This is a genomic window from Clostridium sp. AF19-22AC (genome assembly GCF_003479085.1).
In the GTDB taxonomy this organism is placed as follows: Bacteria; Bacillota; Clostridia; order Lachnospirales; family Lachnospiraceae; genus Faecalicatena_A; species Faecalicatena_A orotica.
On sequence record NZ_QUGN01000005.1, the window covers coordinates 78,763 to 102,827 of the forward strand.

At 45.1% G+C, this 24,065-nt stretch carries 17 protein-coding genes; 7 read left to right on the top strand and 10 right to left on the bottom strand.

Annotated elements, in window-relative coordinates; all coding sequences use genetic code 11:
• Nucleotides 1-265: 265 nt before the first annotated feature.
• Both DWX43_RS07615 and DWX43_RS07620 read right to left on the bottom strand, forming a co-directional pair.
• Nucleotides 266-1,549 (bottom strand): GHKL domain-containing protein, encoded by a 1,284-nt coding sequence (locus tag DWX43_RS07615; RefSeq protein ID WP_118619859.1) that lies wholly within the window; start codon nt 1,547-1,549, stop codon nt 266-268.
• Nucleotides 1,550-2,278 (bottom strand): LytTR family DNA-binding domain-containing protein, encoded by a 729-nt coding sequence (locus DWX43_RS07620; RefSeq protein ID WP_118619861.1) that lies wholly within the window; start codon nt 2,276-2,278, stop codon nt 1,550-1,552.
• A 227-nt stretch (nt 2,279-2,505) separates the two neighbouring features.
• Here DWX43_RS07620 and DWX43_RS07625 point away from each other — a divergent pair, with 227 nt between their 5' ends.
• Nucleotides 2,506-5,490, top strand: coding sequence for a glycoside hydrolase family 3 C-terminal domain-containing protein (locus DWX43_RS07625; RefSeq protein WP_243099267.1), 2,985 nt, complete (start codon nt 2,506-2,508; stop codon nt 5,488-5,490).
• Between the two features lie 73 nt (nt 5,491-5,563).
• Here DWX43_RS07625 and DWX43_RS07630 read toward each other — a convergent pair whose 3' ends face one another.
• The 7 genes from DWX43_RS07630 to DWX43_RS07660 all read right to left on the bottom strand — a co-directional run bounded on the left by DWX43_RS07630 (nt 5,564) and on the right by DWX43_RS07660 (nt 13,793).
• On the bottom strand, nt 5,564-7,051 hold the full coding sequence (locus tag DWX43_RS07630; protein WP_243099268.1) for a L,D-transpeptidase family protein: 1,488 nt from the start codon (nt 7,049-7,051) through the stop codon (nt 5,564-5,566).
• A 33-nt stretch (nt 7,052-7,084) separates the two neighbouring features.
• Nucleotides 7,085-7,840 (bottom strand): DUF4179 domain-containing protein, encoded by a 756-nt coding sequence (locus tag DWX43_RS07635; RefSeq protein ID WP_118619865.1) that lies wholly within the window; start codon nt 7,838-7,840, stop codon nt 7,085-7,087.
• Nucleotides 7,833-8,372 carry a sigma-70 family RNA polymerase sigma factor gene (locus tag DWX43_RS07640; RefSeq protein ID WP_243099269.1) on the bottom strand — a complete coding sequence of 180 codons (540 nt, stop codon included), beginning with the start codon at nt 8,370-8,372 and terminating at the stop codon, nt 7,833-7,835. The genes DWX43_RS07635 and DWX43_RS07640 overlap by 8 nt, the downstream gene beginning before the upstream one ends.
• A gap of 177 nt (nt 8,373-8,549) precedes the next feature.
• The gene (locus tag DWX43_RS07645) at nt 8,550-9,149 is read right to left on the bottom strand and encodes a hypothetical protein (RefSeq protein ID WP_109730642.1); all 600 of its coding nucleotides are present in this window, start codon (nt 9,147-9,149) and stop codon (nt 8,550-8,552) included.
• Nucleotides 9,150-9,171: 22 nt separating this feature from the next.
• The gene (locus DWX43_RS07650; protein ID WP_118619867.1) at nt 9,172-11,595 is read right to left on the bottom strand and encodes a glycoside hydrolase family 3 C-terminal domain-containing protein; all 2,424 of its coding nucleotides are present in this window, start codon (nt 11,593-11,595) and stop codon (nt 9,172-9,174) included.
• A 168-nt stretch (nt 11,596-11,763) separates the two neighbouring features.
• Entirely contained in the window at nt 11,764-13,089 is a 1,326-nt protein-coding gene (locus tag DWX43_RS07655) for an ATP-binding protein (RefSeq protein ID WP_118619869.1), read from the bottom strand.
• A complete protein-coding gene (locus DWX43_RS07660) occupies nt 13,086-13,793 on the bottom strand; it encodes a LytTR family DNA-binding domain-containing protein (protein WP_118619871.1) in 708 nt (235 codons plus the stop codon). Before DWX43_RS07660 ends, DWX43_RS07655 begins: the two co-directional genes overlap by 4 nt.
• 241 nt (nt 13,794-14,034) lie before the next feature.
• Here DWX43_RS07660 and DWX43_RS07665 point away from each other — a divergent pair, with 241 nt between their 5' ends.
• The 3 genes from DWX43_RS07665 (at nt 14,035) to DWX43_RS07675 (ending at nt 18,489) form a co-directional block, all read left to right on the top strand.
• On the top strand, nt 14,035-14,637 hold the full coding sequence (locus tag DWX43_RS07665; protein ID WP_118619873.1) for an ECF transporter S component: 603 nt from the start codon (nt 14,035-14,037) through the stop codon (nt 14,635-14,637).
• A 248-nt stretch (nt 14,638-14,885) separates the two neighbouring features.
• Nucleotides 14,886-17,420, top strand: coding sequence for a ribonucleoside-diphosphate reductase subunit alpha (locus DWX43_RS07670; RefSeq protein WP_118619875.1), 2,535 nt, complete (start codon nt 14,886-14,888; stop codon nt 17,418-17,420).
• Between the two features lie 25 nt (nt 17,421-17,445).
• Nucleotides 17,446-18,489, top strand: coding sequence for a ribonucleotide-diphosphate reductase subunit beta (locus DWX43_RS07675; protein ID WP_118619877.1), 1,044 nt, complete (start codon nt 17,446-17,448; stop codon nt 18,487-18,489).
• A gap of 120 nt (nt 18,490-18,609) precedes the next feature.
• Here DWX43_RS07675 and DWX43_RS07680 read toward each other — a convergent pair whose 3' ends face one another.
• The gene (locus DWX43_RS07680) at nt 18,610-19,842 is read right to left on the bottom strand and encodes a helix-turn-helix domain-containing protein (protein ID WP_118619879.1); all 1,233 of its coding nucleotides are present in this window, start codon (nt 19,840-19,842) and stop codon (nt 18,610-18,612) included.
• A 243-nt stretch (nt 19,843-20,085) separates the two neighbouring features.
• Here DWX43_RS07680 and DWX43_RS07685 point away from each other — a divergent pair, with 243 nt between their 5' ends.
• The 3 genes from DWX43_RS07685 (at nt 20,086) to DWX43_RS07695 (ending at nt 24,020) form a co-directional block, all read left to right on the top strand.
• Nucleotides 20,086-20,922, top strand: coding sequence for an HAD hydrolase-like protein (locus DWX43_RS07685; RefSeq protein ID WP_118619881.1), 837 nt, complete (start codon nt 20,086-20,088; stop codon nt 20,920-20,922).
• Nucleotides 20,923-20,986: 64 nt separating this feature from the next.
• Nucleotides 20,987-22,753, top strand: coding sequence for a glycoside hydrolase family 3 N-terminal domain-containing protein (locus tag DWX43_RS07690; RefSeq protein WP_118619883.1), 1,767 nt, complete (start codon nt 20,987-20,989; stop codon nt 22,751-22,753).
• 169 nt (nt 22,754-22,922) lie between these two features.
• On the top strand, nt 22,923-24,020 hold the full coding sequence (locus DWX43_RS07695; protein ID WP_118619885.1) for a DUF3810 domain-containing protein: 1,098 nt from the start codon (nt 22,923-22,925) through the stop codon (nt 24,018-24,020).
• The last annotated feature ends 45 nt before the right edge of the window (nt 24,021-24,065 follow it).

A 24,065-nucleotide genomic window follows, 5' to 3' on the forward strand; every position in this document is an offset into this window, starting at 1 on the left:
AGATTCATTGTTTTCTGCGGTTCTAATAAGTAATTAATTGGGTAAACCGGCGAACTGCCGATTGAAAAATGAAAGGCGATTACCTTTCGAAGTTTCTGATGAGAGTATAGCACAGGATAATGGATAGAGCAATTGGGCAATTTGACGAAATTGAAATAAGGAAACAGACTGTGTTACTGTTCAGTCCCCAGCCGGTTACCACGCTGGCAGGCTGGGGCCTTAGCGTAACATTGCCAAAGAGCCGGCCCCAATAATAGACAGTAACCTACATATCATTCAGTTCCAGCATAATATGTACGACAAAGTAACCGTTTTCCATACTGGCTTTAAAAATTCCATTATACTTATCAACAATGGAGTGGATGATTTTAAGCCCAAGCCCATGATTATCTTTATCATTTTTAGTTGTCTTCAAGGTCTTATTTTCTTTCAGAACATCATAGGAGCATTTATTTTTCACCTGAATATTCAGGTAATTTTTAACTACAGAAAGTGTGATATGAATATCTTTTTCGATTTCTGCTTTGCTGGCATCTATAGCGTTATCCAACAGGTTCATTAGCACAGCACATAAGTCGTTATCTTTTATAGAAATTTTCGATATCAGGAGAATGTCTGTAATTACATGAATCTGTTGTTCCCGTGCCTCGCTGACTTTCTGTGTGAGCAGGTGGTCCAGCATGACATTGCCGGTCTGAAATTCTTCCATAGTATTAAAACGATATTCAAGTTCTGTATCCAGATATTTTTCAAGTTCTTCATAATTTTTTCTTTTCACTAGTGACTGTATATAAAAATAATTATTCCTCAGTTCGTGCTTTTCCTGACGTATTTGTGAGATTATTGCCGAAGAGCGGTTCATATTATCAATCTGTAACTGCAGTTTCTGGTTAAAACTATTAGTTTCAAGTACATTTTCAAAAGTAGAAATAATCAGATAATTCAGGTAGTAATTAATCAGTATTATACATAGGATACAGAGCGGCATTGCAACAGAAAAAAATAAATTAGAGTCATTCTGTCTGGCAAAAGAAATATACATCTGAGCCAGAACTGCAATAGCAAATGGGGAGAGTGTCATTAAACAAATATACTTTTGAGGCAGCTGGGGCTGAAAAATCAGTGGATGAGAACTGAAAAACAAAGTACACATCGCGAGGGCCGTATAAAATATGGCATGTCCGGCAGCTGTAAGTTCTCCATCCAGAGTTTGATGCGTAGCGGATAAAAGAGGAAGGAGACTTGATTTTATAAAAACAATGCTGCAGATGTAAGCGATGATAAATGCTGTTTTGGCAAACAATCCCTGCTTTTGGAATAAAAAGGTGAACAGAAATGCAAATATAAACACAACAGCAAGGTAAACGTAAAAGCTTCCGGTATAGATTTCCAACGGTTTATACACTGCCGTAAAAAGGAGAATCCAGAATATAGTGACCGCATACGGTGGAAATCTGTTTTTCTTAAAAGGATATGTACAGGCAAGTGCAAGAATCAGGAAAGCGAAGGTAAATGTTGCCTCCGTCCATATTAATATTGTTTGAAACATTTAAGCGCCTCCGTAATTCAATGTAATAAATTCTTCTTTTATCGTAGTAATCCGATTTCTGCTCAAAGGAATTGTTTCTTTATTATCAAGTATTAAGGTGTTTTTTTGAATGCTGAATATGTACCTGTAATTAACAAGGAAACTTCTGTGTGGGCGCAGGAAACCATATTGTTTCAGCAGAGCTTCAAAATCCTTAATCCGGTATTGAATTAAAAGTTCTTGAGTGGTAAGTACTATACGGCAGTTTTTAACGAGAGATTCAATATAGATTATTTGATTGGTATTCAGTGAATAAATATTACCGGAGTAACGTTCTTCTACAGAAACAGAGGTGCCTTCCTGCATCCTCATTTCATGAATGATGTCATTTACCAGTGCAGGGAGTTCCTCCGTAAAATGACTCTTGCGGATAAAACGAAAAGGACGCACTTCGAAAGTCTGGAAGACCATTTTTTCCTTTCCAGAGATGAACACTGTAATCACCTCAGGATAATCATTCCGTATTCTGCGGCACAATTCAATCCCGTTAATTTCGGGCATATCAATATCGAGAAAAAGAATTTGATATTTCCCGGAAGCATGACAGACATCCAACAGTGCCTTTGGTTCAGTATAACAGTCAAAAACTATATTGAAATCCCGTCGGGAGAACTCCTCAGAAAGCTGTTCGTGTATGACATCGAGAGTCCTCGGACTATCCTCGCATATTGCTGCACGATAAGTGTTCATATGTTAACTCCTCCTGTGATAAGACATACCTCTTTTAAAGTCTTATATCTTTAAACAGATTTTATTATACTACCATTTTGTTTTGATGTCATTTCATTTAGAAATTACGGGTGCATTTCATACTATATTTTTACATGTCATGTCGAATAAATATAAAAATGCTTTTATGGCTGTTAAAATCATAACAGTTTTAAAAAGCGCGCGCAAATAAAGTATGAAAAGGAGTTATGATGGAAGAGAAAAAGAACAAATGGTTAAAGCCGCTGATTATAGTGGCAGTAATAGTGGCAGCCGCCTATTTTGCTTACCGAAAGATTTATGATATGCTTTTCGGCGGTGCAGTTGCAGTATCAATGGATGATGTGTACAGTACACTGAATGCGATTAAAGTGCCGCTGATTATAGCAGTAGTTGTGATTATAGCAGCGGTTATCGTGAGTATTGCAGTGGTCAGAAAAGAAGTGGGCATCAGGAAAATGGTGCGTGGCCAGTCTATTCTGGCCAGTATTCTCGCGGTTGCTGTTGCAGCAAATGTAATCTGTCTGAATATAGAGTACTCTCTGATTAATAAAGTGATGACAGGCTCTGAAGGGTTAAGTGAAGAGACAAAACAAGCATCCATAGAGTTATGCGAAGAGATTGCTGATGAAGGCGTTGTACTTTTAAAAAATGAAGATAATGCACTGCCTGTCAATAAGGGTACTAAACTGAATGTATTCGGTTGGGGGAGTACGCAGCCTATTTATGGCGGTACGGGTTCAGGAAGTGTTTCCGAAGAAAATGCTGTGTCGTTGCTTCAGGGACTTGAAAATGCTGGATTTGAACTGAATACTGCACTGACAGACTTCTATAAAGAGTATCGTTCAGACCGGCCATCTATCGGTATGGGAGAAGTAGACTGGACATCACCCCAGCCGACTATGGAAGAATATGATAAAAACAGTATTTTTGAGGATGCAGAGACGTTTTCTGATACGGCAGTCATAGTAATCACTCGTGCAGGCGGAGAAGGCCCTGACCTGCCCGAGAAAATGTCAGATGAGAATACATACAATACAACTCAGATGGGAGGAGAAGTTACATATTCTACAAACGAAGAAGATTTGAGTTCAGAAAAGAGCTATCTGGAATTAACAGCAAGAGAAGCAGAGATGGTTGAGCGTGTAAATGACAGATTTGAAAAAGTTTACGTTATTATAAACTCAGCAAATGCAATGGAGCTTGGATGGCTTGACGAGTATGAAAATATCAAGGCTGCACTGTGGTGTGCAGGCGCAGGGGAGACAGGATTTAATGCACTCGGCTCTATCATGTGCGGAGATGTAAATCCTTCAGGAAAACTGGTAGATACCTATGTGTATGATTTAATGTCTACACCTGTTTACAACAATTTTGGGAATTTCGACTACAGTAATTCAAATGAAATCACAGGATCAGAGGAGAATAAAGCTAAGTTTGTAAACTATGTGGAAGGCATTTATGTAGGATACAAATATTATGAAACAGCGGCAGCTGAAGGGCAGATTGATTATGATTCCGTGGTACAGTATCCGTTTGGCTACGGTCTGTCTTATACAACTTTTGATAAGGAAATCACCAGCATAAAAGACGATGGAACATCCGTTACATTAGAGGTGGTTGTGGAGAATACTGGTGATACTGCCGGGAAAGATGTTGTGGAGATTTATTATACGCCTCCGTATTATAATGGTGGAATTGAAAAAGCAAGTACGAATCTTCTTGATTTCGAAAAAACAGAAATTCTGGAACCGGGAGATTCACAGACAATTAGTATTACCTTCAACTATGAAGATATGGCATCCTATGATGACATAAACAACAAGAGTTATGTTCTTGAGCATGGTGACTATGCAATTACACTTAACAGCGATTCTCATACAGTATTAGATTCAGAGAAAATTACTGTTGAGAAAGATATCATATATAATGACGAGAATGACGGAAAGCGTTCTACTGACGAAACAGCTGTAACAAATCAGTTCGATTTTGCAAGGGGAGATGTGACTTATCTCAGCAGAAAAGATGGATTTGCCAACTATGATGAAGTTACAAAAGCACCGGGAAATGTAGAAATGACATCAGAGCAGATTGCAGATTATCAATGCAAAAATACATATGATGCTTCAGAATATGATGACCCGGATGCAGAAATGCCTGTGACAGGGGCTGACAATGGCCTGACAATACAGGATATGAAGGGACTTGATTATGATGATGCTAAATGGGATGAGCTGCTTGACCAGATGACTGTAGATGAAATGTCTGCACTGGTTGCTGACGGAGGTTTCCATATGATAGCTGTAGATTCTGCTGAGGCGGCTGAATCCACTGCATGTGACGGACCAGCAGGGATTACGAGCAATTTCAACTCCAGTATCAGCGGAGTGGCATATCCTCCGGCAGCTATGATTGCAGCCACATGGAATAAAGAACTGGCACAGGCGAGGGGAGAACAGGTTGGAAAAGAGTGTGTAGAACTCGGCGTGACAGGATGGTATGGTCCTGCCATGAATACCCACCGCAGTGCATTTGCGGGAAGAAATTTTGAGTATTATTCAGAAGACGGTACACTGGCAGGCATCATAGGCGGCAAAGAAGTAGGCGGAGCCACTTCACAGGGAGTTATCTGCTATGTAAAACATTTCGCTTTGAATGACCAGGAAACAAACAGAACAAACGGTATATGTACCTGGGCAACGGAACAGTCGATCAGGGAAATCTATCTAAAGGCATTTGAAAAGAGCTTTAAAGAAGGTGGAAGCCTTGGATGCATGTCATCCTTTAACTCAATCGGAACCCAGTGGGCAGGAAGCTGCCAGTCACTGCTTCAGACTGTGCTGCGGGATGAATGGGGATTCCACGGAGCTGTAATCACAGATGCGATGGACCCGCTTGCTGACTTCTATATGGATCTGAACAGGGGAATCCGCAGCGGTTTAACACAGGGGCTTTCCATGACAGGCGGAGATGGCCTGATCACAAATACAGAGGATGCCAATACCGTTACTGCACTTCGCAGGGCGAGTCATGAGAACCTGTATGCGCTGGCAAATTCCAATGCAATGGCTAAGGAAACGGGGACACCGGGATGGGTAAAGATATTTATCGGTGTGGATGTACTGCTGGCTATACTCTTTGTAGGAAGTGAAATACTGCTTTTCAAAAAGTATAAGAACCGGAAAACGGTCTAGCCGGATAATCAAGAGTCGGAATCAGATACAAATATGTCTGGTTCCGGCTCTTTTTCATCGTTGTATAAGCTTGTTAATAGTGAACAATGACAGGCGTTCCTATTTCTATCATGTCGTACAAAGAACCGGCCATGTCAAGTGGCATATTAATGCATCCGTGCGATCCGATATTGGGGATCTGGTACAGGTTTCCCCCAAATCCACTCTGCCATATAGCGTCGTGCAGGCCGATGCCTGTATCCCATGTGATGCGCATCCAGTAGGTCACCTCTGTCTCATAGGAAGGTTTCCCGGTAGTGGGATCGATACTGCCGACCAGTATTTCGTGCATCTTTTTATCCTGCAGAGAATAAGTGCCCTCGGGAGTGATTTTTTCAGGGATTGGTTCTCCGGTGATTACATCTGTTTCAAGGGCGATAGAACCATTTACGACATACCACATGTGCTGTTCGCTCAGGTCCACATCGACGAAGGTGTCTCCCCAGTCGGGCATTGCATGGGCAGCGGCGGTTCCTCCGATATAGTATTCTGGTTCTCTTGTTATGGTTTCGCCGTTTTTAATGCTGTTCTTCAGATTCTCAAATTCAGTATCCTCATCGACCGACCATCCGTAAGTGCCTCCCGTCACGGTGGCGCTTTTTCCGGATGGGGTTGTGAAGGTCCTTGTAGTGCCGACGGTATCATACTTGTCACCAAATTCTTCCAGCCAGTTTTTAACGGCGTCCTCATGAAAAATGACATTCATATTGTCATCGGTTGTAAGCCATGTTGAGATGAGCATTTTATCGACCACTACGGCTTCATTCATCCGGTAAGTAATACTTGCCTTGCAGTATTTATTCATTTCGGCACAGGCCTGCTTCAACTCTTTTGACTCAGAGGTGTATTTGGGGAGTGCATAGCATTTTTCCTTCTCGAGATTGATTTCGGAAGAAAACTTCATAATGGCGGATGTGATTTTTTCTTTTAATACGTTCATGTCAACCGCGGTTCCGTAAGTTTCTGGTTTGATGACAAACTGGGTGCCGTCGAATTCTGGCTGTGCAGACACAGGCGGGGTCTGCACGGTGGTTACCGCATGGAGCGAACCGACAGCCTGATTTAGAGCGTCCTTATTATAAGATAATTCAATGGTAATGCTGACGGCTTTCTTGGAAAAAACAGACTGGGGCCATAGAAATGGATTTTGTTTTTTCAGGATATTTTCTATCTGATTATTATCGACATATACAAGGGAAATATCAGCCCCTTTGATGACATCTGTCGTTCCGTCCATTCCCCGGATTGTCAGGGAATAATCGTTTACCTGATCCTTCAGATACCTTTCGGCGTCCGATACTGTCTTTCCGGAAAAGTTGTGTCCGTTAACCCCGGTGTTCATAAAAAAATGGCTCATAAAAAACACGGAGATGGCTATGTAAATAAGAAGAAGCAGACAGAGAATGCTGCCTATGACAATCCAGACCTTTTTTGGAACTGAAGTGTGGATATCAGACATATTTCTGTGTCCTTTGTTTGAATATTTTTTGCCGGCAGTTTTTCTCTTCATTTGTGTATGCATACGGTGTCCTCCGTTTCTCGACTCAGAAAAAGATTATTGGTTAAATTTCAGTGGGACACTGAATTGAAAATCCCAGGTTCCTCCGAAACCATTGTTTGGTATAATGGAGTAGTTGTTGTAGTAGTGGTGTGGCTTTTCTTCATTCAAAGCGTATTCCCATAAATCATAGGGCCAGTCATATATAATACTGACATTCCAGATGAAGCCGAATTCTTTTGGGATTTTCATATCTCTTCTGGCGGATGCGGGGATGCGCTGGTCAATCGGAATATTGATTTTCCCGAAATAAGTATTTTCATCTGTGAAGCTGCCTTTCATATACGAGGAATCAGCAATTGTCTGATCATAAAAATCAAACCGGATTTCGGATATAAATTCAAGCAGACCACATTCTGTACTGGATGTATTGGCATACATCTCTTCCGGAAAGCCAGATTTACTGTAAAATTCCACATTCATAGAAATCCAGTGATTGTCATGGGTCACCTCAGAAACTGTTATTTTTACGCCATTAGATTCCTGTATATACTTCTGGGCAGGTTTTTGTTCCCCCTGCATCAAACGGGTGATATGCCCGATCAGAGGGATACTTTCGGCTGCATTGGGATTACTTGCCCCGAAGAAAACGGCACACACGAAAACAGCCGCAGCTGCACCAAGTGAAATAAATGTCTTTTTCACCCGGTTTTTTCTCTTACTTTTCTGCTCCTTACGAAGCTGCTCCATGCAGTGGTCAATCACGCCGTCCAGCTTTTCGGATACGGGAATCTGTTCAAATCTTTTATCCATTTAAATACCCCTCCTCCAGGCTTTTTCTGAGTTCTTTTTTAGCACGTGTCAGATATGAAGAAACACTTCCCCGGGGAATATTCATGATCCCGGCGATCTCATCCTGTTTCAGCCCGTCAAAATATTTCAGAACGATGACCATTCTGTAATGCTCAGGAAGCCTGCGGATTGCGGCATACAGGTCCAGTCTTTCTTCTGCGGAAATTCCGCTGTTTTCCTGCTCCTGTTCTTCTTCACTGAGCTCTGCAAATGGAACATTCCTCCTATAATAATCACTGGATATATGTATTAGGATTGTGGTCATCCAGGACCTGAATACCGCAGGATTCTGAAGGGTTTTAATAGAATGAAAGCCCTTCAGTACCGTTTCCTGCACAATTTCCAGCGCGGCATCCTCACTGCCGGAATGCAGGTATGCCATCCGGTACAGATAATCTTTATGTATTGCTATAAGTTCACCGTAGGCGTCGACACTGCCCCGGATTGCTTTTCTAACCAGTCTGATATCCGTGGATCGTTTTACTTCTTCCACTTTGTTCCCCCCTGTAAGCTACAGGTTCTATGTGAACCGTAACTGTTTGATGTCTGCAAAATACACTTATATTTATTAGACGACAATCAAAAGTAAATTGCTACAAAAAAATATCTTTTCTTACAAAAAAAGACCTGCACACCGGCAAGTCCTTTTTGTATGTTATCTGATTTTGTTTTACGCTTCTTTTTTCTCTTTAAAAATAATCTTCATGATCGGGAAGAATACCCAGAAGGAGATGACACAGTTGATCAGCATGGTTATGATATCCGCGACTGTCATACCGGCACCCTGCCCCATCATATTCATGCAGAAATCATAGATTGGTGTTTTATAAAGTCCCTGCAGTGCGGCAGCCCCGACGGAAATAATTACCCACGCGATGAAATACCATACAGCGGCTTTTACCACACTTGTATTAGACTTGAAGGTTACATTCCGCTGAAGGAAGAAATTGATAATCTGTGCAAGCAGAAGCGTGATCTCAACGGCGAGGAAATAGGCGAGACCACCGCCGCCCCCGCCTGCGATAGAGCCTGCAGCATAGTCGAATACATAATAAATGCTTCCGTCCAGATTATGCCCTACAGGCAGTACCTGAAATGCCGTGCTTACCAGAGATGTGAAGCCGAACAAATACTTGATGAGCGGCATCATAATCATCTGGAGTACGGTGACCCCGTTACTGATGATAAAAAATACGATAAACTGTGCGATGCCGGGATGCTTTTCCTTAAAATTACTCCAGAAACCGGCCTTTTTAACTTCGCTTTCCATAATTGATTAAACCTCCTGTATTTTACTTTCCTGCAAGTTTCGATTCATATGCTTTATTGGCTTTAGAATTGGCAAAGAAGCCACCAATGATTTTCTTCATTCCTTTGAAGAAATGTCCGTTTACAACTTCTACCATACCGTACGCCATGTCCATGCTGACGGCACCTGCGGTCATCTTTGCAATTCCCCTGAAAGGCATATTATAGATAAACAATATGTTCAAATCAGGCTTTCCTTTGGCCTCGCTCTTTTTCTTCAGGTGTGTGAGGATCCGGTAGATCAGTCTGGCAAGACCGCTTTTGGCATAGTACATCTGGCAGATAGCGTCATTGACACCGAGCTCTCCGGTCCACTTCCCATCCGGGACCGGGTGTCCGAGCAGTGTCTCAAATTCTTTGTCATTGACCTGCTGTACCAATCCGGAATAGTAGGAAGGGAGCGTTTCTTTCTTGTATGGGAAGAAGTCTGTTGACCCTTCAATCTGTACATCTGCCGTCAGCCTGATATCTGCAACACAGGCGCCGATCATAATCTGGTAATTACCTCCTTCGATTTCCCATTGATTTGTTAAGACATTCCAGTAACGGAATGTTTTATCATCAAAAGGAATGGTCACTTCTTTGCTTTCACCTGCTTTTAAAAATACCTTCCTGAATCCTTTCAATTCCTTCACAGGACGGAAAACTTCCTTATCAGGCTTTGAAACATAGAGCTGGGCGACCTCTGCACCGTCCCGTGCGCCTGTGTTTTTAATAGTGAATGTCGCACCCCACTCATCTGTCTTTAAGTCAGAGTATTCGAAAGTAGTATAGGAAAGCCCGTAGCCGAAGGGATATTGTACCCGTACTTTTGCAGTATCATAGTACCGGTAGCCGACGAAGAGGCCCTCCCGGTATTCGGAATTCCGCTCTGTACCCGGGAAGTTCCTGAAGGCCGGTGTGTCTTCATATTTGACCGGATAAGTTTCGCTCAGGCGGCCGGAAGGATTGACTTTGCCGGTCAGTATATCCAGCATTGCACTGGCTCCTGCCTGCCCGGTCAGAAAACCGTGCAGGATAGCCTTACAGCAGTAGTGCCACGGCATTTCAAAAGAAGCACCTGCACTTACTACGCCTACGATATTAGGGTTGACCTGAACCAGTGCCTCGAGAAGGTCAATCTGATTCTGTGGGATACGCATATGTGTACGGTCCATTCCTTCGGATTCGCTGAGTTCGTCCAGACCAAAATAGTAGAGTACGACATCCGCTTTCCCGGCAAGGTCCAGAGCTTCTTTTTTCAGGGCCGCATCTTCACCGCCTGTCCGCTGATAGCCGCGGCTGCATCCTGTAACCTGAAGGTCGTAATTCTGGATGATTCTTTCGGTTATCTCAACGAAAGTAGCATTCACGACAGAAGAGCCTGCCCCCTGATATCTCGGTGCGAAGGCAAAGTCTCCGATGACTGCAACTTTACTCTTGGCGGCAAGAGGGAGAATCTGATCTGTATTCTTTAACAGTACTGCACTTTCACTTGCAGCTTTTCTGGCAAGTCCGTGATGGGCGGTCTCTGAAAAACTGCGTTTCATAGTTTCAGTATTTTCGCTGAGTGTGAGTACCGCATCTAAGAGATGATCCACACAGGAATCCAGTTCTTCCATTTTGAGAGTTCCGTCTTTTATGGACTGCAAAATTTCACGTGCTGAGTCGAGTCCGGGAGTAGGCATTTCGAGGTCAGATCCTGCCAAAACACCGCGGGTATGGCTGTTGGAACCGCCCCAGTCCGTAATGACGATGCCGTCAAAGCCCCATTCATCCCGCAGAATGTCTTTCAGCAAATGTGTGTTTTCATTGGCATATGTACCGTTTACTTCATTGTAGCTTGTCATGATGGCCTTTGCGCCGCCTTCTTTCACGGCGATTTCAAATCCGGTCAGGTAGATTTCCCTCAGAGTACGTTCGTCCAGAACAGAATTCATTGCCATACGGCGCAGTTCCTGGCTATTTACTGCAAAATGCTTTGGACATGCGTACACGCCGCGTTTCTGAATTCCCCTGATATAAGATGCGGCCATCTTTCCGGCAAGATATGGGTCCTCTGAATAATACTCGAAGTTTCTTCCGCATAACGGACTTCTTTTTATATTCAGACCCGGGCCGAGAAGAACGTTGACACCTAAGGAACCTGCTTCCTCACCCAGTGCATCGCCAAGTTCCTGTCCGAGTTCTTCATCCCAGCTGTTTGCCACAGCAGCAGCGGTTGGAAAGCAGGTCGACGGCAGGGATGCATTCAGACCGAGATGGTCTCCGGCGCCGTCCTGTTTGCGGATTCCGTGAGGGCCGTCGGAACAAAAAATAGAAGGGATACCGAGACGCTTAAAATCTCTCGTTTCCCATTCTGACTTTCCACTTAAAAACGCTGCCTTCTCCGCGAGCGTCATTTTATCGATAAGATCCTGATGTTTCACCTGATTCTCCTCCTTTAGTATTGGATAATAAGATTTTAACAGAAGTTTTACATCCGTGCGGGTTTACGCATAAACTGCATTTTTTTTGCACAAATTGCAAAACTGTTAGTAAAATTACATAAAAACAGACACCGAAATTCGTGCATATTGCCAAATTCGGTGTCTGTTTTACATCTTCAAGGGAATTAGAATCTTCAGGTTAAACCAGTTATCCTGCGTGCTGACGTCAACTTCGCCACCGTATTTCCGAACGGTATACCGCAGGCTTTTCAGGCCGTACCCGTGGAACTGGGGCTCTTTCTTAGTCGTTACAGGGAGCTGTTCGTCAAACGTAAGAACCCCCTCATAATAATTTTCAAAGCGTATGATCAGGAAGTTTTTCTGTGTAAATGCGGATACATGAATCAGTCTTTTTTCAGGATCGGCTATTTTTTTCTCACATTCTATCGCGTTATCTAAGGCATTTCCAAAGATGGAGCAGATATCCATGACATCCATGAAGCCAAAGGAACTCCCGTCCACTACGCTGGTCATGGAGATCTGATTTTTCAGGCAATACAAGTTCTTAGAGGTAAGGAGTGTGTCCAGTACCTGGTTCCCGGTTTTATTCTGGGCCTCATAGTGCTGTATTTCTTCTTCCATTTTATCCAGATATTCATTCCTTTTCTGGTCGTTTCCCTCCGACTTGAGGGCAATAATATGGTGCTTCAGGTCGTGATATTTATAGTTGATAATGTCCATCGCTTCCTGAGACTGCTGGTACTGGATATACTGGTTGTGAAGAATGTTCTGTACACTTTCCAGCTCCAGTTTGGTCCGCAGGTCGATCCTCTGGATATGGTAGGCATATAGGATTGCCGCGCCTCCAAGGTCTATGAGAGTCCTGACGTTGAAGATCTCGGCAGTCTGATGTCCGGCAAATGGGGTTGAATTTGACACGAATCCAAGATTGCTCATAAGAAAGACTGCCAGCCCGATGATAATGCAGGCAGTAAGTTCCTTTGAGGTAATCTGAAGCCCGTCTTCGCCGGAGGTTGTTTTCCGGTACAGCACCCACGCCGTAAAAAAAACTGCCGCATAGATCACGACCAGCAATAATACCCGAAGCCAGCCGGCCTGCCAGTTCATGGTATAGTAAAAATAGCAGTCAATCTGCCACTCCAGAGATGCGGCCAGCTCGGCGATAACGAAGGCACGTACACAGTAATAGCCGATGTCCCTGAGATGGGTGTCACAGCAGCGGAAGAGAAAAAGGTACATCAGCCCGACAGCGGCGGCCATACATAGAATCCACCAGAAATCGCCGAGTCCTTTTGTTAAGGTCAGAAAAGCGGCCTGGAGTATAAGCGCTCCGGCAGAGGTAAGGGCCAGCTTCCAGCCATTTATGCGCCGTTTCATCTCCAGAATACACAGGATGCAGGCAAGCCATTCGGCAAGTGCAGTGTACAGCCTCGGGATGTCGGGCAGTATGAGGTTTATATCTGTCTGGTTCATTTAATCTCCCCCCAGTATTTGGTCAGGTCCTGCATAAATGTGTTCATGCGGGGACGGCTCAGCTGCAGGTGTTCTCCCCGGACAACCGCGCACTTGTCCTGAATCCCTTCCACGTGTTCCAGATTAATCAGGTAACACTTGTTGCCGCGGGAAAAACTCATTCCCCCAAATTCTTCCTCTGCGGACTTCATAGTGCCTGATGCCGTGTGGTTCCCGCCTGCGCAGTGGTAGATCAGGTCATGCCCGGCACTTTCTATATAATAGATATCCGATACATTCAGGCGCAGGATGCCGCCTTTCACAGAGACAGTGACGTATTTACTTTCCCGCTTCTTAATTCTGGCTATGGCACGGCTCAATTTCTGGCTGAATGCAAAATAAGAGACCGGCTTCAGGATATAATCGAGAGCATCAACCTCATAGCCCCGGATAGCATACTGCGTCATGTTGGTAATGAAGATGATGACAACTTCTGAATCCTGGCTCCGTATCTCTTCTGCCGCGGTCATGCCGTCCACAAAGCGCATTTGGATATCCATCAGGATAATGTCAAACTGTGCTTTATAACTGGCGACAACGGCATCACCATCCCGGTAGACGGTGATATCGAAGTCTTCATTTGCAGTTTTCCGGTATTCTTGGAGGTACCCGGTCAGCTGTTCGATATAGCTGTCCTCATCCTCTACAATTGCGATTCTGATCATGTGATTCTCCTGTTAGGGCATCTTTTAACCGATGCCCCTCTTAACGAAATGAAAGGGCATGTGTGAAGCATTTCTGTCTGAGTTTACTATAACAAAAACTGCCGCCTGAGACAAGATAAAGCATGTCCGGCAATGCATGATCCAGAACTGGACTGGTTATTTCGTGAATAACTGGATGTTTTTACAGAACCACTTTAGTAGTATCATAGACAGCATCTAAAGGTGAAAGGAAGTATGAACTATGGAACAGAAAAATCAGACAGTTTTAAAGCTTGCCCAGACTGCAATACTGGCCACGCTTTGTTATGTAACATTTACTTATCTTCAGATAAAGATTCCGATGCCGGGGGGAGACGCTACGTCAATCCATATCGGGAATGCATTTTGTGTTCTCGGGGCGCTGCTGCTGGGAGGCTGGTACGGAGGTCTGGCTGGCGCAATCGGGATGACATTTGCGGATATTATGGACCCAATCTACATTACAGGAGCTCCGAAGACATTTGTTTTAAAGCTCTGCATTGGACTGATTGTGGGATTAGTTGCACACCGGATCGCTAAAATTAATGAGAGCAGCGACAAAAAATACATTTTTAAATGGAGTATCATTGCATCTATCGCAGGACTTGGATTCAACGTAATTGCGGATCCGATTGCCGGGTATTTTTATAAGCAGTATATTTTGGGCCAGCCACAGCAGATGGCCGAGGTTCTGGCCAAATGGAGCACAGCAACGACGTTTGTAAATGCGGTGGTATCCACTGTATTAGTGGCGTTCCTCTATAATGCCGTGAGACCGGCACTGCTGAGGTCAGGACTCTTAGTGAAGCCGGGAAAGGCGGCGTAAAGAGCCTGGCAGCAGATACAAGTAACGGACCAGACTGCAGGGATTCGTAATCAGCACTATTTACAATAATTGTATATTTAAGCCTTCCACTGAAAACAATGAAGATGTCAGCAGTGGGAGGCTACTTTATTTTATAGAGGATTACATTGTTAATAATGTATCGATACGGTAGGGATTGAATATCACCATATATTGTGGTAATATATTTTGTACACTACAATAAATGGTATGAAAGGCGTATATAGAGTATGAAGATATGTAAGAGAGACGGAACAGGGGAGACTTACTGCCCGGAAAAAATTAAGGCCGCGATAGGCCGTGCATTTGCGAGTGTTGGCTCTGAGATTACGGAAGAGGAAAAGGAGAGGATATTAACCGGTATTGAGGAAAAGTTTCCGGCACAGGTGATTTCGGGGGAAAAGATACTTTCTGTAGAAGAGATTCAGGATATGGCGGAGCAGACTCTGATGGAGGGGAATTATTACAAAGAAATGAAAAGCTATATCCTCTATCGTGAGGAGCGCACAAGGCGCAGGGAATCCAGACTCAGGATAGAAGCAAAGTTTCAGGATATGCCGCGTCTGGCCGGGGTGCTGGCAGGGATTCAGAAGGAGTTCCCACAGGAAGAGTATGATCTGGACAGGCTGAATGCAAGGTTTCAGGCATTTTTAAGCCCGGGGCTTTCCGGGAAGGAAATGCTGGCAGTCCTGATGAAAGCGGCGGTGGAGCTCACGACACAGGATGCGCCGAAATGGGAGATGATAGCGGCAAGATTCCGGATGCTCCAGTTTGACCTGTCACTGGCGGAGGCAATGGAAACAGCCAATATAAACAGTTTTTATGAGAAGATCAGCTGGCTGACTGAAGAAGGTCTGTATGGAAGTTACATTCTGAAAAGCTATTCAAAAGAAGAGATTGATGAATTCGAGTCATGGATTGACCCACGCAGAAATGACCTGTTTACTTACTCAGGGCTGGACCTGCTTCTTGGACGCTATGTGATTTCGAGCAGAAAGGGTTCGCCTCTTGAGACGCCGCAGGAGATGTTCATGGGGATTGCCATGCATCTTGCGATGAAAGAAACGAATGAAAGAAGCGGCTGGGTGCGCCGTTTCTACGATATGCTGAGTACGCTGAAGGTAACGATGGCTACGCCCACACTTTCAAATGCGAGAAAACCTTACCACCAGCTTTCCTCCTGCTTTATTGATACGGTGCCGGATAGTCTGGACGGGATCTACCGAAGCATTGATAATTTTGCAAAGGTCAGCAAATTCGGCGGCGGTATGGGGATGTATTTTGGAAAAGTGCGTGCGAGCGGCAGTGCCATCCGCGGTTTTGAAGGGGCAGCAGGCGGTGTAATCCGCTGGATCCGGCTGGCAAATGATACGGCCGTTGCCGTGGACCAGCTCGGGGTCCGTCAGGGTGCGGTTGCAGTTTATCTGGATGTATGGCACCGGGATCTGCCGGAATTTTTAAGCCTCAGGACAAACAACGGGGACGAGAGAATGAAAGCCCACGATGTATTCCCAGCGGTCTGTTATCCGGACTATTTCTGGAAACAGGCAAAGGAACACATAGACGGAGACTGGTACCTGATGTGCCCCCATGATATCCTGACAGTGAAAGGATACGCCCTCGAAGATTCTTTTGGGGAAGAATGGGAGGAAAAATATCTGGACTGTGTGCGGGATGAGCGGATCAAGAAGCGTGTCATTCCGATCAAGGATATCCTGCGTCTGATTATCCGGAGTGCGGTTGAGACAGGGACGCCGTTTGCGTTTAACCGGGACCATGTAAACCGTGCAAACCCAAACAGCCATAAAGGAATCATTTACTGCAGCAACCTGTGTACGGAGATTGCACAGAATATGAGCGCCATCGAACTGGTGGAACAGACCACACAGGAGGTGGACGGAGAGAAGGTTGTTGTGACGGTAACAAAGCCGGGAGAGTTCGTTGTATGCAATCTTGCGAGCCTGTCCCTTGGAAATATTCAGGTTGAGAATTTCGAGGAGTTGTCTTATCTTACGGAAAGCGCCGTGCGCGCACTGGATAATGTCATTGACCTGAACTTTTTCCCGGTACCCTATGCAAAGATTAACAACCATAAATACCGCCCTGTGGGTCTGGGGGTAAGCGGGTATCATCATATGCTTGCAAAGCATGGTATTAAGTGGGAGAGTCAGGAGCATCTGGACTTTGTGGAAAAGGTATTTTCCGATATTCACTATGCGGCAGTTCTGGCAAGTACCAATATTGCAGAAGAAAAGGGAAGCTATGAATATTTTGAAGGGAGCGCGTGGCAGACGGGCGAATACTTCCGCCAGAGGAATCTGACAGAGGACAGATGGAAACAGCTTGCCCAGAAAGTTGCCGCACAGGGACTGCGAAACGGCTATCTTCTGGCGACTGCCCCCACAAGCAGTACGAGCATCATAGCCGGGACAACCGCAGGGCTTGACCCGATTATGAACCGGTATTTCCTTGAGGAGAAGAAAAACGGCTTGATGCCGAGGGTTGCACCGGAGCTTTCAATGGAAACATTCTGGTATTATAAGAATGCACACCTGATCGACCAGACGTGGTCCGTCCGTGCATGCGGAATCCGGCAGCGGCATATTGACCAGGCACAGAGCATGAACCTTTATATTACGAATGAATACACCTTCCGGGGCGTGCTGGATTTGTACCTTCTGGCCTGGGAGAAAGGCGTGAAGACGATTTATTATATCAGGTCCAGAAGCCTTGAAGTTGAGGAGTGCGAGGTATGTTCCTCTTAACATAGAGAAAAGGAGAAATTCGACAATGACAGAACTGAGAAAGAAGCCCCTGTTCAATCCTGATGGGGATACAGAAGTAACGAAAAGAAAAATGATCGGGGGTAATACCACCAATCTGAATGATTTTAACCACATGAAATATAACTGGGTCAGCGACTGGTACCGTCAGGCGATGAATAACTTCTGGGTGCCGGAAGAAATCAACCTGAGTGTGGATATGAAGGACTATAAGGTGCTGCCGAAACCAGAGCGGAGGGCATATGATAAGATTCTGTCTTTCCTGATTTTTCTGGACAGCATCCAGACAGCAAATCTCCCCAATATTGGAGAATACATTACTGCAAACGAAGTAAACCTCTGCCTGTCCATCCAGACCTTTCAGGAGGCAGTGCACAGTCAGAGCTACAGCTACATGCTGGATACGATCTGTGAGCCTCAGGAGCGCAACGATGTGCTCTACCAATGGAAAGAGGATGCGCATCTTCTGGAACGTAATGAATTCATCGGGAATCTGTACAATGAATTCCAGAAGGAAAAAAGCCCGGAAATGCTGGTACGGACTTTAGTGGCGAACTATATACTGGAGGGGGTTTATTTTTACAGCGGGTTCATGTTTTTCTACAATCTGGGGAGAAACCGCAGGATGCCCGGATCAGTTCAGGAAATCCGTTACATTAACCGCGATGAGAACACGCACCTGTGGCTGTTTAGAAGCATTCTGATGGAATTGAAAAAGGAAGAGCCGGACCTGTTCACAGACGATAAGGAACGCATTTACAGGGAAATGATCAAAGAAGGCTGTGAACAGGAGATCCGATGGGGACATTACGTGATCGGGGACGAAGTACAGGGACTGAACCGGGACATGGTGACCGATTATATCCAATATCTGGGCAACCTAAGATGCATAGGGCTTGGATTCGGGCCGATCTACGAGGGGCACGAAAAAGAACCTGAAAGTATGGAGTGGGTGAGCCAGTTCTCAAATGCAAATATGATCAAAACAGACTTCTTCGAGGCACGAAGCACCGCCTACGCGAAAAGCAGCGCGCTGGTGGATGATTTGTAAGAGGAGTGGCCGCCTGCAAAAAGTGGTCAGGGACGTACTGGCGGGGGGCGCTTAACGAGGCAAAGTATGTTAACGGGGCAATTTATAATAAAGAGGCTTTGGTATTGTATTGTTTCAAACTTAAACGCGCCCTAGTGTTGCCCGGTATTCTTTTGGGGTTTTTCCGATTAGTTTTTTGAAGGTTTTGGTGAAGTAGTTTACGTCTGCGATGCCGCAGTACTGGGCGACTGTCTGTATCTGCATGTTTGTGGAGTTTAAGAGGAACAGTGCGTGTTCAATACGTTTTTTGTTGACGTATTCGGTGAGGGTGCTTCCGGTTTCTTTTTTGAAGAGGGCAGAGAGGTAGCTGGGATTTACCTGCAGCAGTTCTGCCTGGGCCTTCAGGCCAAGGTCCGCGGTAAGGTCTGAATCAATGCGGGTGAGGACCTTCTGGATGAGCAGGGAGTATCCTTTCATGGAATGGTTCTTTACAAGCAGGCAGTACTTATGCACCATTTCTTTTTGTAACGCAGGAACGTTCTCCAGAGTGGCCAGCATCTCAATCCTGTGGGCAAAGCGGGAAGACAGGCTGTCAATATGGAGCGGGTGTACAGCTCCATTTTCAGCTGCTTTCCTTAGCAGTGTATTGAGGATGATCAGGTAGTTTTTTTCGTTCCGGATCGGGTCGGCGCTGCGTTTTTCCATGACCTGCTGCCCAAAACGGTTAAGTAAGGCCTCTGCCTTGAGTGTCTGCCCCTGGGAAACGGCCAGCATCAGTTCATTTTCACCTGCATAGCGATCCTCCAGAATCTGCATACTGAGGAGCGCTTCTTCAGGTTCTTTATAATCCGGGCGTTCTGCCACGGGATCCAGATCGGCAATGACAGAATTTTCCACATCCTGCAGGGAGAAGTTATCCATCCGGCCCCAGAATCTTTCGCCAAACACATTAATGATAGAGAGAAGGACACTTTCGTCACTCAGCTGTGGGATTCCCTCATAAAATTTTTGGAGCTGGGGATACAGGGCAGCAGGAAGGTTCAGCCTGCGGGCGGTATCAAGAGTCATTTTTTCACTTATATTCATCAGTGCATATGGGCCGATCAGGGCAAATGTGGGTTCATCGGTATCGGGAAGCTGAAATAGAAGATAGCGGTACCAGAATGAATTATTAACCCTGTATATTTTGTTTTCTTCAAATAGTTCAATCCTGTTCCAGAACTGCCCCTGAAAATCAAAATCGGTTTTGATCAGGCTGTACAATCCAAGGGTTATATCAGGGACCGGGTCAGATGATTTTTTTAAAAGTGATACATTCAAATGCAAATTCTGCAGGAGCTTCTGGAACAGTTCAAGATCTGAGTGATATTTCATAATAAATCCTCCTCATATAGGTACAAAGTACTTTTATAAAAAATCGTAGTATTATTATCTATTATCGTATTATTTTGTGCAAATTACAAGAATATATAAAAAAAGTATGATTGTTGCTAAAAATAATCCTCACATAAATAGTAAGAAAGATTTAAAATTAAGTCATGCAGTGTGGCAGTTAAGGCATCATAGCCGGATTGTAAACCGGGATTCCGGTGAGGACGGAAAAAAGAGGAGTGAAAAATGAATCTGAAAAATTATGAAAAGAAGAAAGAGTTTTTAATCTGTGTGGATTCAGACGGCTGTGCAATGGATACAATGGATATCAAGCACATCCGGTGTTTTGGTCCGTGTATGGTGGAGGAGTGGGGGCTTGGGAAGTGGAAAGAGCCGATTCTTGAAAGGTGGAATGAGATCAACCTGTACACCATGACCCGGGGAATCAACCGCTTTAAGGGCCTTGCCAAAATGCTGGGGGAGGTTCATGAAACGTATATGGAAATAGAGGATCTGCCCGCGCTGGAAAAGTGGGTGGAGGAAAGCAGTGAACTGTCAAACCAGGCACTGGCTGATGCGATCAGAGAGAAAGAAAGCGTTGCCCTGAAAAAGGCTCTTTTCTGGTCTGTAAAGGTGAATGAGAAGATTAATGATCTTCCGTTTGACGTGAAAAAACCTTTTTCAGGCGTTAAAGAAGCACTTGCGGCGGCACATGAAAAGGCGGATATTGCGATTGTCTCTTCTGCGAATCTTCAGGCAGTAGAAGAGGAATGGGAATTGTACGGACTGCTGAAACATGTCGACATTTTACTGGCACAGGATACGGGAAGCAAGGCATTCTGTATCGGTGAACTTGTGAAAAAGGGATATAATGTCAGGAATGTGCTTATGACAGGAGATGCGCCGGGGGACTATGAAGCTGCCTCGAAAAACGGGGTGTTCTTTTATCCGATTCTGGTACGCCACGAAAACGAGTCATGGGAAGAGTTTCGGAACGAGGGTGCTTTGAGACTCTTTGACGGAAGTTATGAAGGTGCCTATCAGGAGAAGAAGATAGCTGAGTTTATGGATAACCTTAAGTAATTAAAAAACAAGACGGCTGACAATAAGCCATATAACAGGAGAGGCAGGACGAAAGGAGAATAACATGGTAGATTTGAGACAAAACCCGTATTTTTTATCAGAGGAAGATATTAAGTGGGTAGAGGAAACGATTGACGGTATGAGCGCAGAGGAGAAGGTGGGACAGCTTTTTTTCCAGCTGACGGCATCTCATGATGAAGAGTACCTGAAGGAATTGATGGAGAAGTACCACCTCGGAGGCTGCCGTTATAATCCGGCCCCGGGAAAAGCAATACAGGAACAGAACCGCAAACTTCAGAAATATGCAAAGGTTCCGCTGTTCATTGCCTGCAATACTGAGGCAGGAGGGGACGGGGCATGTGCGGATGGAACGATGATCGGTTCCGGTGTTAAAATTGCTGCAACGGATAAGGAAGAATATGCATTTGCACTCGGCAAAATGGCGAATGAGGAGGCGGCTGCGATCGGCTGCAATATGGCTTTCGCCCCAGTCAGCGATATCCTATACAACTGGGAAAATACAGAAGTTGTGTCACGTGCATTCGGCGGTGATGCAGAGCGTGTGGCACGTATGAGCGCCGCATATCTGGAAGGTGCGCATACGATTGACGGGTTTGCATGTGCCGCCAAGCATTTCCCGGGAAACGGACAGGATTTCAGAGATGCACACCTGTCCAACAATGTGAACTATTTTGATGTAGAAGAGTGGGACAAAACCTATGGAATGGTTTATAAAACTCTGATTGATAAAGGTCTGGATGCCATTATGGGCGGACATATCATGCTGCCGGAATACGCAAAGGCAATCAATCCTGATTTAAAGGATGAAGATATGATGCCTGCTACTTTAAGTCATGAGATTATGACAGTGCTTCTCCGTGAGAAACTCGGATTCAATGGAATGGTGGTAACGGATGCATCCCATATGGTGGCCATGACGGACAGGATGTCCCGTAAGGAAATGCTTCCGAAATCTATCAGCTCAGGATGTGACATGTTCCTGTTCTTCAATGATCCGGATGAAGATTTTAACACGATGCTGGATGCATATAAGAACGGCTTGATCGGCGAAGAGAGAATGAGAGAGGCCTTAACGCGTATTCTCGGACTGAAGGCACATCTCGGCCTGCATAAAAAGGCAAAGGAAGACCTTGTGCCGAAGCCGGAAACAGCAGATGCAGTTCTTGGAAAAGAAGAGCATAAGGAAATGCAGAAGACAATCAGCAATGACTGCATCACCCTTGTAAAATATAAAGACAAAGATGTCCTTCCGCTTACACCTGAGCGCTATAAGAGAATTATGATCGTGCATGTAAAAGGCGCGGAGAATGGCATGTCAGCCCTCATGAAGCTTATGGGAGCAGGCGGAGGAAACCCGGCGGAGGCCTTAAAACAAAGGCTGTGTGACAAAGGCTTTGATGCCTTCATCTATGAAAGCCCTCTGGACCAGATGAAGAAGAAAATAGAGGCCGGGGAAAAACCGGATGTGAACCTGTATTTTGCAGGAAAGAATGCAATTGCCGACTTCGTAAAGGACATGGACCTTGTCATTACACTCTGTGATGTTTCAGGCGGAAGACCGAGCTTTGGATTATCCAAAGGGGGCGGGGAAATCCCGTGGTATGTATTCGAGGTTCCGGTAGTGGCGATCGGATGCGGACAGCCGACGATGCTCGCAGATATTCCTCAGGTTCGCACCTATATCAACACATATGATTCCAAAGATACGACATTCGATGCACTCGTAGAAGATCTGATGGAAGGGGAAGATGCATTCAAGGGGATCGATCCGATTGACAGCTTCTGCGGATTGTTTGACGCGAGACTGTAGTTCAGGGGCTTCAGGATTTCCAGATGGCCTGCTTACTGGTTGTGTTATGTTACGTATGGAAATTAAAACCAGGGTGGTAATGGTTTATTGACTTCTGAAAGTATCTGTGATGTAATAATAAAAGAACTGAAAAACACAGGATAACAGGTACAGGCAGCCGGGAATAAAGATGAGAAAAAACAGCAGAAAAAAGGATAATACAATAGAAAAACGAATGACCGCAGGATGCATTTTGCTTGCAGTAAGCGCGGCCATGACAGTATGGGCAGGAAAATCACCTGATATGGCAGAGTGGTATTCTGCCCATATTTATCCTGTCATCGTATCCACGCTTGGCCGGTTTTCAGGCTTATTCCCGTGGTCTTTGTCAGAGCTGTGTTTTTATACGCTGATCGTACTTCTGATTGGAACACTCATCCATGCAGGTGTGTCGGCATTCCGGTCGAAACAGGGTGGTGCAGTCATGCTGAAATGGGCGTCAGGACTTTTTCTGACAGCATCGGTGCTGCTTTTTCTCTATGTCATGAACTGCGGTATTAATTACAAGAGTGATTCTTTTTCTGAACAGGCAGGATTGTATACATCTGAATATACGGCAGACGATCTGAAGCAGGTATGCATCCGGCTGACAGATGAAGTGAACGCAAGGGCAGACAGGGTGAAACGGGACGGCTCCGGTGTGATGCAGCTGGCTGGCCCGGAAGGTGACGAGGCGGTGGAGGCAATGAAGCAGCTTGGGACACACTACCCGGAACTGGCGGGGTACTATCCCCCGCCTAAGAAACTTCTGCTATCCCAGATTCTATCTTATCAGGGACTAACAGGGATATACCTTCCCTTCACGGTAGAAGCGAATTATAACAAAGATATGACGCCCTACAACATTCCATTTACCGCCTGCCATGAACTGTCCCACCTCAGGGGATTCATGCAGGAAGAAGAAGCCAACTTCATAGCATTTCTTGCATGCAAGGACGCAGGAAGAGTGGACTTCCAGTACAGCGGGTACCTGTCTGGCTGGGTATACAGCATGAACGCGCTCCACAGAGCCGATGCAGAAGCATGGGAAGAAGTCCGCCCCCTGCTTGGCGGGAACGTGGAGGCAGACCTAAAGGCCAACAATCAGTTCTGGGCAAAGTACGACGGTGCAGTAGCCGAAGTCTCTAATAAAGTCAATGATACATACCTCAAGGCAAACGGACAGTCAGACGGCGTGCAGAGCTATGGAAGGATGGTCGACCTGATTGTGGCTTACTTTAAAAATTGACTTTTTCAATTATTTATGCTATTCTAAGTACATAAAAGGAGCAAT